At 58.8% G+C, this 14,203-nt stretch carries 12 protein-coding genes; 8 read left to right on the plus strand and 4 right to left on the minus strand.

Annotated features, from left to right (window positions below; translation table 11 throughout):
* Nucleotides 1-32 precede the first annotated feature (32 nt).
* Nucleotides 33-1,475: a surface lipoprotein assembly modifier gene (locus H3L94_RS01290; RefSeq protein WP_182122345.1), complete on the minus strand. Its 1,443-nt coding sequence runs from the start codon at nucleotides 1,473-1,475 to the stop codon at nucleotides 33-35.
* 187 nt (nucleotides 1,476-1,662) lie between these two features.
* Nucleotides 1,663-2,877, minus strand: coding sequence for a transferrin-binding protein-like solute binding protein (locus H3L94_RS01295; RefSeq protein WP_182122346.1), 1,215 nt, complete (start codon nucleotides 2,875-2,877; stop codon nucleotides 1,663-1,665).
* Nucleotides 2,878-3,155: 278 nt separating this feature from the next.
* On the opposite strand from H3L94_RS01295, the gene H3L94_RS01300 reads away from it, so the two are divergent.
* A complete protein-coding gene (locus tag H3L94_RS01300) occupies nucleotides 3,156-3,836 on the plus strand; it encodes an IS1595 family transposase (RefSeq protein ID WP_182122347.1) in 681 nt (226 codons plus the stop codon).
* A 232-nt stretch (nucleotides 3,837-4,068) separates the two neighbouring features.
* Here H3L94_RS01300 and H3L94_RS01305 read toward each other — a convergent pair whose 3' ends face one another.
* The gene (locus H3L94_RS01305; RefSeq protein WP_182122348.1) at nucleotides 4,069-5,052 is read right to left on the minus strand and encodes an RluA family pseudouridine synthase; all 984 of its coding nucleotides are present in this window, start codon (nucleotides 5,050-5,052) and stop codon (nucleotides 4,069-4,071) included.
* A 572-nt stretch (nucleotides 5,053-5,624) separates the two neighbouring features.
* Here H3L94_RS01305 and H3L94_RS01310 point away from each other — a divergent pair.
* From H3L94_RS01310 to H3L94_RS12230, 7 genes are all read left to right on the plus strand, one after another.
* A complete protein-coding gene (locus H3L94_RS01310; protein ID WP_182122349.1) occupies nucleotides 5,625-8,570 on the plus strand; it encodes an Rne/Rng family ribonuclease in 2,946 nt (981 codons plus the stop codon).
* A gap of 165 nt (nucleotides 8,571-8,735) precedes the next feature.
* Complete coding sequence (locus H3L94_RS01315; protein ID WP_182122350.1) at nucleotides 8,736-9,137, plus strand: DUF350 domain-containing protein; 402 nt, start codon at nucleotides 8,736-8,738, stop codon at nucleotides 9,135-9,137.
* 65 nt (nucleotides 9,138-9,202) lie between these two features.
* Nucleotides 9,203-10,261, plus strand: a complete 1,059-nt coding sequence (locus H3L94_RS01320; RefSeq protein ID WP_182123073.1) for an SPFH domain-containing protein — start codon at nucleotides 9,203-9,205, stop codon at nucleotides 10,259-10,261.
* 36 nt (nucleotides 10,262-10,297) lie between these two features.
* Complete coding sequence (locus H3L94_RS01325; RefSeq protein ID WP_182122351.1) at nucleotides 10,298-11,962, plus strand: DUF4178 domain-containing protein; 1,665 nt, start codon at nucleotides 10,298-10,300, stop codon at nucleotides 11,960-11,962.
* Nucleotides 11,963-12,000: 38 nt separating this feature from the next.
* On the plus strand, nucleotides 12,001-12,150 hold the full coding sequence (locus tag H3L94_RS01330; RefSeq protein ID WP_182122352.1) for a hypothetical protein: 150 nt from the start codon (nucleotides 12,001-12,003) through the stop codon (nucleotides 12,148-12,150).
* Nucleotides 12,147-12,503, plus strand: coding sequence for an adenosylmethionine decarboxylase (gene speD, locus H3L94_RS01335; protein ID WP_182122353.1), 357 nt, complete (start codon nucleotides 12,147-12,149; stop codon nucleotides 12,501-12,503). Before H3L94_RS01330 ends, speD begins: the two co-directional genes overlap by 4 nt.
* Nucleotides 12,493-12,669: a lipoprotein signal peptidase gene (locus H3L94_RS12230; protein WP_244958792.1), complete on the plus strand. Its 177-nt coding sequence runs from the start codon at nucleotides 12,493-12,495 to the stop codon at nucleotides 12,667-12,669. The genes speD and H3L94_RS12230 overlap by 11 nt, the downstream gene beginning before the upstream one ends.
* A 74-nt stretch (nucleotides 12,670-12,743) precedes the next feature.
* Here H3L94_RS12230 and H3L94_RS01340 read toward each other — a convergent pair whose 3' ends face one another.
* Nucleotides 12,744-13,991 carry a DUF2254 domain-containing protein gene (locus H3L94_RS01340; protein ID WP_182122354.1) on the minus strand — a complete coding sequence of 416 codons (1,248 nt, stop codon included), beginning with the start codon at nucleotides 13,989-13,991 and terminating at the stop codon, nucleotides 12,744-12,746.
* Between the last annotated feature and the right edge of the window lie 212 nt (nucleotides 13,992-14,203).

Below are 14,203 nucleotides of genomic sequence, written 5' to 3' on the forward strand. Positions count from 1 at the left end.
AAAGTTTGTGTGTGGAAAAATAGAATATTGGGCTAAAAGGTTTTGCCGATTTGGATAAACAGATTGCTCTTTTGGAAACGGTAAAGCGGGTGGTTGCTGTCGCTCTTTTGCCAGGTGGCCACCAAGCGGGGGGTGATGCCCCAAAAGTGGACGCGGCGGTGCCAGAGAGACAGGCTGGCGGCGTATTCTTTGTCTTCTCGGCGGATGTTGAGGAAATCCGGGCCGTCGTAGCGGCGCAAGCCGGCTTCGGCCGTGAGGGCGGTGGAGAGGCCGTACGACCATTCCCTAGTCCAGCCGGCACGCAGGCTGTTGCGCTGATAGGTGTCGCTGCGGTCGCGGGCGCTCTTGCGAGCGTAGTCTGTACCCAAAATCCAATATTGGCGCGGGTTTTGGATATATAGCCAAGTGGCGGAAACATTGCGGTTGGGGCCGTCGAGAAAGGTGCGGCGGTCGTGTTTCTGCTGCCCCCATTCGCCGGCCAGCAGCAGTTGGTGGCCGGGTGCGAGCCAGTAGCGCCATTCGGCGCGCAGGCCGGCTTCGCGCAGATAGGCACGGTTGCCGAACCAACGGCGTTCGAAATAGGGCAGCAGCGCAGCTTCGGCGCGGGCGGTTTTGTAGGCGCCGCCAACGGTCAGGCGGATGGAGGCGTCATCGTATGGGCGATTGTTCCAATACCATTTGCCGGAAGCGTCGGCAGCGGTACGCAGCGACCAATGGCCGCCCAGCAGCCAGTCGCGTGCGCCGCCGAAGCGGTAAGCCAGGCCTTCTGCGGATTCGGGTTCGGGGAAGGTCCATGTGCCGCCGGCGGTGCGGAAGGTGCGGTTGGCCGGTGCATTGTTGATGTTGTCGTCGCGCAGGTAGTGGAAGCTGCCGTAGAACGACCAAGTGTTGCGTTGGTCGAGGGCGGTGAGGTAGTGATCAACCAGCCGGCGGATTTCGGGCGGCAGTTGGCTGTCGGCGCGCAGGCGGGTGAATTGGTCGCGGGCGGCTTCGTTTTCGTGGTTTTCAAATAGGGATTGTGCCAGCGACAGGCGCACGGCGGGCATATCGGGTTCCAGCGAGAGGGCTTGGCGGTAGGCGCTGACGGCTTGATTGTAATGGCCGTCGGCGCGGGCGATCATGGCGTCGGCCAGAATCAGCAGCATTTCTTCGTGCGGCGGGGGCAGTTGGCGGTAGAGCGGCAGCAACAGGCGCACGCCTTCGAGGTTGTTGAGCAGCACGGAGGACTGCAGGGCGCGATGCAGCAACTCAGGGTTTTGCAGCAGCTCTTCGGGGCTGATGTTGAGCGGCTGTTGAGGGTCCGGGCTACCTGAAGTGTGTGCGGCAGGCGGTGCGTCGGAGCGGATTTCGGGGCTGATGTCGAAACGGGTTTCCGGTTGCGACTCGGGCAGGACCGGCGGCGTTTGGGCGTACAGCAGGGCGGGGAGCAGGCAGATACAGCCGAACAGGGATGGGCGGGGAAGGTGTGGGGGCATGAATAACGGATCCAAAGGAGATGGCCGTGAGGCTACCTGAAAGTTTGGGTAGGGGAAAGATGGGCTAATGATTGAAGTAAAAGGCAGCCTGGTGAGGCTGCCGAAAGCTTAAGAATTGTGGTTGCTTTTAGAGCGGGGTATCCGCTGATGCCTTGAGGTAGGTTGTCAGCGGATACTTTTGGCAACATCAAGGCAAGCGTTTGCCTTCGGTGGTGCCAAACACACCATTATAGCCTTTGTGGGCGCCATCCAACACATTGTATACGCCGCCCATGTCGTCGTAGCCGAAGAAACCGCCACGGGTTTCCACACCGTTTTGTTTACCGGAGAAGGTGTTGCCGCTGATGGAGCCGCCGAATTTGAGCGGATCAATGGTTAATTCACCTTGCTTCGGTAATGCGATGCTTACATCGACGGTTTTGTTGTCAAAGTCAACAACGGCAGTAACGGCATTGCGCAGGCCACTGTATACCCCGTCTTTGCCGTGCACGGCGCTGCCCGTGTATTCATAGCGACCGCTGCCGCGCATATAGCTAGCCGGTTTACCATGTACAAATAAATGGCTGACATTATTGGCGTCGGTGTAGACGCCGTAACGGATGGCGGAAAATTCACCATAGCTGGCACTTCTGCCAATGCTGCCCATCCAGCCCGGATTGTTGGTGTCTTTGGGGTTGAAGCCGCCATTGGGGAAGTCTTCGGCTCCGATGCGGCGCAGTGTGATGCCGCCGCTGTTTTTGTCTCTGGCCCGTCCCAGCAGCAGAATCTGTTTCCCGTCAATCATAAAGCTTTCAAAATCTTGGTTGGCAGCGGAACGGCCGCCGTTGACGATGCCGGTATCGTTTTGAATGCTGATCAGGGCGCCATTGTGTTGGTCGTTGCCGTTGTGGGTTCGAACCATCCATTCAGGTCCTTTGGCTCCCGCCCCGCCTTGGACAAAGGTTTGACCAAGAACCTGACCGAAAGTTTGACCGGCACCTGGATTGGGTTCCTGAGGTTTCGGAGCAGGTTCCTGAGGTTTCGGAGCAGGTTCCTGAGGTTTCGGAGCAGGTTCCTGAGGTTTCGGAGCAGGTTCCTGAGGTTTCGGAGCAGGTTCCTGAGGTTTCGGAGCAGGTTCCTGAGGTTTCGGAGCAGGTTCCTGAGGTTTCGGAGCAGGTTCCTGAGGTTTCGGAGCAGGTTCCTGAGGTTTCGGAGCAGGTTCCTGAGGTTTCGGAGCAGGTTCCTGAGGTTTCGGAGCAGGTTCCTGAGGTTTCGGAGTAGGCTCCTGAGGCTGCTGGGGGGCTTGTGGTTTCGGTGCCTCGGGTTGTACGGACAGATTGCTACTGCTGCCGCTACTGCCGCAAGCGCCCAATGCTAAGGCGCAGGCAATTGCCAAAATGCTTTTTTTAGATAAGAGATTCATGGAAACAGTCCTGATCAAGAGAGTATGGGAATGTGAAGATGCATATTCGGATCTGCATACTGGACGGTGTGGCGAAGATGCCAAGCCAGTCACAGCAATAATAGTATCAATGTTAAGAATCTTTATCAAGTGGAAAGAAGTATTTGGCAGTGCTGTGTGAGTTAAATATCTGTAAATTATATAAAATCATTGATTTTTGGATTCTGATGAGCTTTGATCTGTTATTTCTCAAGGGGCTTAGGAAGCAAAATCACCAAATTCAGTGATAAGATTCTGAAATGAAATTAAAAAACAAATACCAAAAGTTCAGCAAAATTACCGAGCCCAAATTCCGGCAAATCCTGCGGCTTTTCTCCTTGGATCTGACCGCTTCCGACACCGCCAAACTGACAGGGATCAGTGTCAGAAACATCAACAGCCTGTACCTGAAACTACGGCGACGATTGGCTGACGAATGTGAGCGGCAGACACCTTTGTGCGGCATAGTGGAATTGGACGAATCCTATTTCGGTGCCAAACGTATCCGCGGCAAACGCGGGCAAGGTGCAGGCGGTAAAACGATTGTTTTCGGCATACTCAAACGAGATGACAAGGTTTATACCGAAATCGTTTCCGATGCTTCAAAAGCAACGTTACAAAAGGTTATCAGAGGACATATCTCTGTTGAGAGCGTCATTCATACTGATGGATGGCGCGGTTATCAGGGATTGGTCGATATGGGCTTCGCGAAGCACTTCAGAGTGCGTCATGGTGATAATGAATTTGCTCGCGGCGCTCAGCATATCAACGGTATCGAATCTTTTTGGAGCTACGCGAAGCATCGCTTGGTACCATTTAACGGGGTGCCGAAGCATACGTTTTACCTGCATTTAAAAGAAACTGAGTTCCGCTTCAATCACAGGCATGACGATTTGTATAAAGTGCTGTTGGGAATGTTGCGCGAGAATCCCTTAAAATGAATTTTGCTTCCTAAGCCCCTTCTCAAATATGATTAGTGAGCAGTTAATTGCTAAGAATTCGTTCATGATCTTTATTGTAAGGATGCAGGGGGATTAAAAATTCATGTTTGTGGTGTTGCCTCTCAAAAGAAAAATAAAAATGCTTGCAGGTGTTTTATCCAGCAAGCATTTCTGTCTGAAATCGGCGGTTTCTGCTTCTTAAAGCCATTTTGCGAGAAGAGGATGGAAGGTTTTAATAACTGTGCTCGGCGGCAAAGGGCAGCAGCATATCCAACAGATTTTGCAGCTCCTGCGGCAGCGGTGCTTGCAGCTTGAGCGGCTCGTTGCTGAGGGGGTGCTTGATTTCTAGGCGGTGGGCATGCAGAAACATGCGTTTCAGGCCGAGTTTTTGCAGGCGTTTGTTGGCGGTGTAGTCGCCGTAGCGTTCGTCGCCGGCAATCGGGCACTGTTTTGCTTGCATGTGGACGCGGATTTGGTGGGTGCGGCCGGTTTTCAGGGTGGCTTCCACGTAGCTGAGTTCGGAGAGGCCGATGCTGTGCAGCAGGCTACCTGAAAAGCGTTGCAGTTCGCGGAAAATGGTGTGTGCGCTTTGCCCTTCTTCGGAAACGCGCACCATTTTTTCGCCTTGGGCGCCGGTGTATTTGAGCAGGGGCAGGCGGACGTGGCGGCTGTCGGCCGGCCAAGGACCCACCCCTAGGGCGAGGTAGATTTTCTTGGGGTGGTCTTGGCGTAGGGCTTCGTGCAGCCTGACTAAGGCGCTGCGTTTTTTGGCAATCATCAACAGGCCGCTGGTGTCGCGGTCGAGACGGTGCACCAATTCCAGATAGCGGGCTTCGGGGCGGGCGCGGCGCAGTTGTTCGATGACGCCGAAGCTGACCCCGCTGCCGCCGTGTACGGCGACGCCGCTGGGCTTGTTGATCACCAGCAGGGCGTCGTCTTCAAATACGGTATCGAATTCGCGCGCCGGTGCCGGCGCGGCGGCTGTTTTGCAGGCGGTGCGGACGGGCGGAATGCGCACCTGGTCGCCGGGATTCAGCCGTTGTTCGGGTTTGGCGCGTTTTTTGTTGATGCGCACTTCGCCGGCGCGGATGATGCGTTGGATGTGGCTCTTGGGGACGCCTTTGAGGATTTTGGCCAGATAGTTGTCGAGCCGTTGGCCGGCATCGGTTTCGTCGATATGGGAATAGTTGACTGAATCTTTGCTAATCGTGGGCATTTTCTCTATAATCCGCGCGGTCTTGTTTGGCTGTTGAACCAAAGATGAAAAGGCTACCTGAAAACAAGAAAACGGTAGCCGGCAAACAAGATGTATTGTTGAAATATTTTAGCGCAAAAAGACCACCCGCAACGATATTCTTCGGCCGGCCCGCCAAAGCCTGCCGGGAAACGGGTAATTAAGTTTGACTTTATCCGCCCTGCCGCGCCGGCCTAAGACGCAGGTTTTGCCTGTGCCGCCGGTTCCATCTTGCGGCGGCGGACGATATGAGAAGATACGGCACCGATTTTTTGCCTGCGGCCCAAGCCGCAGGCGGCATTGTTCTTTATTCTTTCTTTCCATACGGAAACCATGTTTCATTTCTGCCCGCTCAGGCGGTTGGCTGCGGTTTGCCGCCATGCCGTTTGGGCTGTTTTCGGCGGCATAGGACGCTTCAGGTAGCCTGAGGCCCTTCCACCGACGGGTTTGCCGGGCCAGCCTTGGGTGCGGTCAGGGGCCGATTTGGAACAGCTTCTTCAAAAGCTCAAAAACTGATTACCGTTCGGGTGTCTGCCAATTGAAGGTGAACACCAATGAAACGTATGTTATTCAATGCCACGCAGGCCGAAGAGTTGCGCGTGGCGATCGTGGACGGGCAAACGCTGCTCGATCTCGATATCGAAACGCTGGGCAAAGAACAGCGCAAAGGCAATATCTATAAAGGCGTGATTACCCGCATCGAGCCCTCTTTGGAGGCGTGCTTTGTCGATTACGGTACCGACCGCCACGGCTTTTTGCCGTTCAAGGAAGTTTCCCGTTCTTATTTTCAAGATTATGACGGCGGCCGCGCCCGCATTCAGGACGTGCTGCGCGAGGGCATGGAAGTCATCGTGCAGGTGGAAAAAGACGAGCGCGGCAATAAAGGCGCCGCGCTGACCACCTTCATCAGCTTGGCCGGCCGTTATTTGGTGTTGATGCCGAACAATCCGCGCGGCGGCGGCGTGTCGCGCCGCATTGAAGGCGAGGAGCGGCAAGAGCTGAAGGCGGCGATGGCCGAATTGGACGTGCCGCGCGGCATGAGCCTGATTGCGCGCACTGCCGGCATCGGCCGCAGCGTGGAAGAATTGCAGTGGGATTTCAATTACCTGCTGCAACTTTGGCAAAATATCGAGGCCGCCGGCCAAGCCCACCACGAGCCCTACCTGCTGTTTATGGAAAGCTCCTTGCTGATTCGGGCCATCCGCGATTATTTCCGCCCCGATATCGGCGAAATTTTGATCGACAATCAAGAAGTCTATGAGCAGGTTCAGGAGTTTATGAGCTATGTGATGCCCAACAATGTGGGCAAGCTCAAACACTACGACGACCACATCCCGCTGTTTTCCCGTTTCCAGATCGAACATCAGATCGAAAGCGCGTTTTCGCGCTCGGTCAGCCTGCCTTCCGGCGGCGCGATTGTGATCGACCACACCGAGGCTTTGGTGTCGGTGGACGTGAACTCCGCACGCGCCACCCGCGGTGCCGATATCGAGGACACCGCCTTCAAAACCAATATGGAAGCGGCCGAAGAGCTGGCACGCCAAATGCGTTTGCGCGATTTGGGCGGCCTGATCGTGATCGATTTCATCGATATGGAAAACCCCAAGCATCAGCGCGATGTGGAAAATACCTTGCGCGATGCCTTGAAGAAAGACCGTGCCCGCGTGCAAATGGGTAAGTTGTCTCGCTTCGGTCTGCTCGAATTGAGCCGCCAGCGCCTGAAGCCCTCTTTGGGCGAAAGCAGCCACACCGCCTGTCCGCGTTGCGGCGGCACCGGCTTTATCCGCGGCATCGAATCCACCGCCCTGCATGTGCTGCGCATCATTCAGGAAGAGGCGATGAAGGACAACACCGAGGAGGTGCATGCCCAAGTGCCGGTGGACGTGGCCACTTTCCTCTTGAATGAAAAACGCGCCGAGCTGTTCGGTTTGGAAGAGCGCCTGGACGTGTCGATTCTGATGATTCCGAATCCGCGTTTGGAAAATCCGCACTACACCGTTACCCGTGTGCGCCCCGACAATGTGGAAGATGATCCCGAACCGAGCTACAAACGGGTGGAAGAGCCGGAAAACGGCGAGCCGACTTTGGAGGTGGGCCGTCAGGCCAAACCGGCCAAGCCCGAGCCGGCGGTGAAAGGCGTGAAACACAGCCAGCCTGCGCCGGTGGTGGAAGAGAAAACCACCGGCTTATGGGACAAAATCTGCGCTTGGTTCGGCCGAGTATTCAGCGGTGCGGCCGAAGAGCCGAAAATCGAGCGCAACGGCAACCGCCATCCGGGCGGCAACCGTTCGCGTAAAGCGCCGCATCAGCGCCAACGCAGCCGCCAGCAGCCGCCCCGTCCAGCAGCGGAAGCGGAAAACCGTGTGCAGCCTTCGGCAGAAGGCGGCGAAAACCGTGCGCCCAAGCGCGACAACAAGGCGCAAGCCGACCATAACGGCCGCGGCCGTCCGCAAGAGCAAAACCGCCGCGAACGAGCAGCGGAAAACCGAGCCGAAGCAGGGGGCAATCAGCAGGAAGGCAACCGCCGCCGCCAGCGCCGTCAGCAGCGCAAGGACGAAGCTGTTCAGGTAGCCCCTGAAGCGGCACTTGCTTTGTCACAGGGTGAGACACCTGCCGTTTCTAAAGTCGATGCGCCTGCCGCTTCCGAGCCGAATCCGGCAGTTGTACCGGCTGTCCAAGAGGGCGGCCAGGCCAAAGGCCGCAACGGTGAGCGCCGCTCCGGCAACCGCGAGCGTCAGGATCGCTCCGGCGGCAACGAACGGCGCAACCAAAAAGGCAGAGGCCGTCAGCGGAATATCGCTTCGGCACAAAAAATCATCCAGTATTTGGACATCCGCTTGCAGGCCGATTTGGTCCGCGCCGCTGCCGATCACGTTTTCGGCATCCATTCTCAGGTGGTCGAGCCGTCTGTCGAGCCGGTCGGGCTACCTGAAAACCCGGCATCTGCATCGGCAGACAGCGAAGCGCCCTTAATCATTAGCTTGCCGGTGATGCATGAGGACGAAGCCGCCGAAGCGCAGCCCACATTTGTGTTTGCCGCCGCGCCAGAAGAAGCACCGGCCGCTGAAGCTGAGCAAGCGGCGCAGCCTGAATCAACGCCGGCCGATGAGCCGACTGCTGGCGCACAAGCCGAGATGGCCGCCGAGCCATTGGTACCGGAGGCGGAGGTGCCTGCTGCCGCCACCCGGGCGACGACAGCGGAGCCGGCATCCGTAGCGGCGTCGCCTGCCGAAGCCGACAAGCCGCGCAGCTGGGCCAGCACCGAGTTTCTGTCGCGCCAGCAGCCCGTATCGCGTCATGCGATGGCGGCCAAGGTGGAGGAAACCGTGGACAGCTTGGATTTGGGCGGTTTGGTGTGGGTGCAGACCAGAACCGATCTGCCGCCGCTTGAAGCCGTGCCCGAGCCGTCGCGCGGTCTGCGCCGCTCCGATTTGCCGCCCGCCGCCGTCGAACCGCCGTTGGCCGAGGCGCTGCAGCAAGTGGAAACCCGCCGCGACTGAGGCCGGCTTAAACGGGCCGAAACTGCTTGATTCAGGCAGTTTCGGCTTTTTTTGTGTTTGGATGCGGCGCGTGGCGGTCTCCACCCGGCCACATCCATTCTGCAGGCGGCGGACGGATATGGCATAATCAACCGCATCTGCAACAGAGTTTTGTGGGAGCAAACCGTGAGTATTTCCCTGAGCCAATATGTGCTGTATCTGCAATACCTGGCCGTCGGCATCGTGATGGTGGTGGTGTTTGCCGCCGTCTATCTGCGCTGCACGCCGGCGGCCGAGTTGCGTCTGATTAAGGAGGGCAATTTGGCTTGCGCCCTCTCGTTCGGCGGGGCGCTGGTGGGATTCTGCCTGCCGCTGGCCACCAGCATTGCCAACAACATCCACTTGCTGGACTTCATGCTGTGGGGGTTGGCCGCCGCAGTGATTCAAATCATCGTGTATTTTGCCGCCACCCGCCTGGTGCCGGATGCTTCCGGCGAGCTGGCTGCCAATAATGTGGCGGTGGGCACTTTGTGTGCGGCGGTGTCGGTTTCGGTTGGGCTGCTGAACGCGGCCTGTCTGGTGGGTTGAGTTTCGGCGTGTCGGCGCCATTTGAGGCTACCTGAACACGTTTGACAAAAAAGGAAAAGAAGATGCTGGGCAACTTTATCAAGAAGCAGTTTATCGATGTGATCCAATGGCCGGATCCGGATCCGTCCACCTTGGTGTGGCGTTTCCCGGTGGCCGATCAGGAAATCCAAAACGGCGCCAGCCTCACGGTGCGCGAAGCGCAGATGGCAATGTTTGTGGACGAAGGTGTGACTGCCGACGTGTTTGCGCCCGGCCGCTACACGCTGACCACGCAAACCCTGCCGTTGCTGACCAACCTGAAAAACTGGGACAAGCTGTTCCAATCGCCTTTCAAGTCGGACGTGTATTTCTTTAATACCCGCCAGCAGCTGGCCCGCCGTTGGGGCACCACCCAGCCGGTTACCGTGCGCGACAGCGACTTCGGCGTGATCCAGCTGCGCTCTTTTGGTATGTATGCCTACCGCATCAGCGATCCGGCCGCCTTCTTTAAAGAGGTAAGCGGCGTGGTGTCGTCTTACAGCGGCGAACAGTTGGAGCAGCAGCTGCGCAATATCGCAATGACCCAGCTGGCCGCCGCTTTCGGCACTTCCGGCATTCCGTTTTTGGACATGGCGGCCAACCAAGTGCTGTTGTCGCAAAAAATGACCGAGCTGCTGCTGCCCGAATTTGCCAAGCTGGGCTTGACGCTGGAAAGCTTCACCGTGGAAAGCGTGACCCTGCCCGAAAACGTGCAGAAGGCGCTGGACAGCAAAATGTCGATGGGCATCATCGGCGACATGGGCAAGTTCACCCAATACCAAACCGCCACCGCCATTCCGATGGCGGCACAGAACGAAGGCGGCCTGGCCGGTCTCGGCGCCGGTGTGGGCGTAGGCGCGGGCATCGGCCAAGCGATGGCCGGTGCGATGGCCGCCGGCTTCGGCCAAGCGCCGCAGCCCGCCGCACAAGCCGCGCCTGCCGCCCCGGCTGCTGCTGCGGTCGCCGAAGTGACTTCGCCCGCCCCGGCAGCGGACGATCCGCAAGCCAAATTGGGCAAGCTGAAAAGCCTGTTGGACGGCGGTTTGATTTCTGCCGAAGATTATGAAAAAGCCAAAGCCGAAGTGTTGAAACAGCTGATCGGCTAAACAAAAGGCTACCTGAAAACCAACCGCTGCCGCGGCATGAGCAAATGTTGGCTGCCGGTGGTTTCAGGTAGCCTCTGTGCCGCCCGAACCGCCGTGACACGGCGTGCCGACAAATGGATTTTCCCCATGAGCGAACCCTTCTTCAAGACCGACTGCCCCAGTTGCGGCGCCCCCGTGCACGCCCATTCGGCCACGGCGGTCACGCTGGTGTGCGGCTACTGCAATAGCCTGCTGCTGCGGCAGGACGACGGCGTGGTGGACACCGGCCGCGACTCCGCCTTGCTGGAAGACTTCAGCCCGCTGCAAATCGGCACCACCGGCACCTTCGGCACGCAAAACTTCACTTTGGTCGGCCGCCTGCAGGCGCGTTACGACGTGGGCGTGTGGAACGAATGGTATGCCCTGTTCGACGACGGCAGCAGCGGCTGGCTGGCCGAGGCGGGCGACCAATATGTGTTCACCGTGCCCGCAGCCGAGCGCCCGGCCGCCGAACCGCCGCCGTTTGATGCCTTGGCGGCCGGCGAGAGCCGTTTGGTGTACCGCGACAAAGCGTTTGTCGCTTCCGATGTGCGCCACATCATCCTTTCGCAGGCGGCGGCCGAAGGCGAGCTGCCCTTTGCCCTGCCGCCGCAAATGACCAACCGCGTGGCCGACTGGCGCTGCGAACACCTGTTTCTGACCACCGACTACGCCGCCGAACCGCCGGAAATCTTTGTCGGCCGCGGCGTGACGCTGGAAGAGCTCAAACTCGGCCACATCCGCAGTAGCGACGCCATCGCCGACAGCGCGGGCCGGCTGAAAGGCTCGCGCCGCGCGGAAAGCTGTCCCAACTGCGGCTCGGAAGTGCAGTGGATTGCCGGCCTTACGCCCACCGTCATCTGCCCCAGCTGCCACAGCGATTTGAGCACCGACGGCGGCAAAGCCGAGCTGGTGCGGCAAAACGGAATGCGGCAGGAACAACAGCGGCGGTTGACCCTGCCTTTGGGTGCGCAAGGCCGCATCAACGGCAAAACCTATACCGTGATCGGCGCGGTGTGCAAAGACGAGCTGGATCCCGACGATGCTTGGCGGATGCTGCACGGCGGCTATGTGCAAGAGCTCTATCCCGAAGGGCAGTGGACGGAATACCTGCTGTTCGAACCGCAAAGCGGATTTTTGTGGTTGGTGGAAACCCGCCAAGGCGAATGGAGCGTGTCGGAAACCTTAAACCGCTGGCCGACTCTGCAGGGGCAGTCGCTGGTGCCGCGCAACGGCCGCAAGCTGTATGACTACGGCGGGCGGGTGCGTTATGCCGTCGGCGCTTTCTACTGGCACATCCGCGCCGACGACGTGAACTACTATACCGATTACGACCAAGGCCAGAGCAAGTTGTGCATCGAGCGTTCGCCGTCCGAAGTGGCGTGGAGCAAGAGCACGCCGGTAAGCTACGCGCACATCCGCGAGTGGTTCGGTTTGAAGGCCGATGCGCCGGCTTATCAGGCCAAGATGACGCCCGACCGGCAAGCCTTCAGCTGGCCCAAGCTGCTGAAGTATGTCTTTGTCCTCATCAATTTGCCGGCCATATTGACCGCGCTGGACAGAGACGGCTTCACAGGGTTTGCCTTGGTGGCCGGGATCACGGCCGCCGTGGCTTGGTTTATTATCCGTGCCGGCCGGTTTGCCGGTTTGATGAACGAGCCGAATCAAGATGATGAAGCGTAAGCTGCCCTTGTCGGCCGCTTTTCCAGGAAGGTGGAACCATGTCTAAAGGTATGTATTTAGTCTGCGCGATTGCGGCGATGTTCATCGGCACCGTGACCAATTACAGTCTGGTGAGCGACGGGCAAGGCGGCAGCCGTTCCCACGGCGGCGGCGGCTTTGTCGGCGGCTATACGGGCGGACACAAATGAGTCACCGTCCGGGCGGGCACGGCCTGCTGGATGTTTACGGCTGCCCCGCGCATCTGCTGCGTGACGAAGGCTACCTGAAAACCGCGCTGCAGGGCGCGGCACAAGCCGCCGGCGCCACCATACTCGGCGGCCACTTCCATACCTTCGGCGAAGGGGGCGGCGTCACCGGCGTGCTGCTGTTGGCGGAATCCCATCTCAGCATCCACACATGGCCGGAATACGGTTTTGCCGCTGTCGATGTTTTTCTCTGCGGCACCTTGCAGCTGGAAGCGGCGCGGGCGCATCTGTATGCGGCTTTGCAAGCGCGGGAAGAACAATGGAACGTGCACCGGCGCGGCCTGAATGTGTGCTGAGAGCAGGCTGAGACCTTGGCAACACCCCCATCTGCGGCGCATTTCTGCGTTGTGCGCTGCTCGCTCACTTGCCTATCTATATGATATGTCTGCGCTCGCTGCGCTGCTACGCCTTGAACTGCATCCACATCTGGGGGTTTTGCAAAGGTCTCAGGCTCATGCGTAGGGTGCGCGACACAGCGAAATCAAGGCTACCTGAAACGGTTTCAGGTAGCCTTGATTCTGTTTTGCACAGGTGTTTCAGAGCGTGTCGATAAACAAACGGCGGTGTTTTTCCCGCAGGGCTTGTTTGTCGCCGTCGAAGTCCAAAACCTGCTCCGCCCGCGCCAAAGCCTGTTGCGCCATGGTCTCGGCAGCGGCGGCCACCGCCGGTTCGGGCGCACCGCGCCGGATGCCGGCCAGCACTTTCTGCATCACCAAACCCACTTCGGCCACGCCGGCGCCGTCGCGGGCGATGGGGGCGAAGCCGTCGCGTATCCATTCGCCTTCGTCTAGGCGCACGATGCTCAAGCGGTCGTAAACCGGCCCGTCTTTCTGTTCCGCTTTCGGATGGTCCAGCAGCAGACGCATCATGCGCGTCATCACATTGATGGCGGTGCCGTGGTCGTTAACCGCCGCCGACAGCGCCCGTTGTGCGGCTTCGCTCAGCACCACGAAGCCCCAGCTCGGATCTTGGGCGTAATCTCGGCCCACGTCGAGCATAAAGCAGCCGCGCAGTGTGTCCGTGTCTATGTCGCCGCCGCTGACGGTGGCCAGCGGGGTGTCGGGCATAATCAATTCGCCGGGGCGCACCTGAATGTGGATGTAGCCCTCGCCTTCTTCCGCCCGTTTCTGCAGGCCGGCCATGTCGATGTGGGCGAGGTAGCCGTTGCTCTGGGCATACAGTACGGCGGCATCGGCGTGCGGTTTGCCCTGCCAGGCCGCGCCCATGTTTGGCCGGGCGCGGTAAGCGCGCACGGCGGCCGAGGCGGCGGTATGGATTTTGTCTAAGGTATTACCCATGCGCCCCAATTGGGAGAGCGTGTGCACCCAGCGGATCAGGGTAACGATCAGGTAGGCCAATACCAAGGCGGTGCTCACAAACAGCACGAAGCGGCCGTTTTGGCCGTAAAACTCCATGCCCAGCGCGGTTTTGGCGATGATGGCATAGATAAAGGCGGAGATGAAACTGGCAATCGCGGTGCGGGTGGTGTCGTCGCCCATCACCAGTTCGGTGGCGCGGGGCGTGGCGCTGCTGGCGGCGGAGGCGAAGGCCGATACCATAATCGACAGTGAAAAGGTGCTCACCGCCAGCATGCTGGAGGAGATCACCTCCAACAGGCTCTCCAGCGTGCCCAGTTCGATCTCAGGAAGGGTGTCGGGCGGCAGCCAGATGTTGAGCAGGCGGGCGGCAAAGGCAAACAGGGTGGCCAGCACGGCGCCCAAGGCGGGTTCCACCCATAAACGGTTACTCGGTTTTTTCAGGGCCAACAGCCAACGGTATAGCATATCAAGCTCGCTTTTGCGGGAATGAACAATTCGGAAAGGGGCACAGTATAACGCGCAGCGGTGTTGGGGTGCAGGAGAAGGTCTTCAGGCTACCTGAAAAGCTTTCAGGTAGCCTGCTGTATGCAGACGGAACCTGCCGGGGCTTCGCTGATTTGCAAAATGGTGTTTCCGCCTGTTTTCTGCCTAAGTTTTGAAGTGGCGGCGGCAGGCTG

This window comes from Neisseria shayeganii (genome assembly GCF_014054965.1).
Classification (GTDB): Bacteria; Pseudomonadota; Gammaproteobacteria; order Burkholderiales; family Neisseriaceae; genus Eikenella; species Eikenella shayeganii.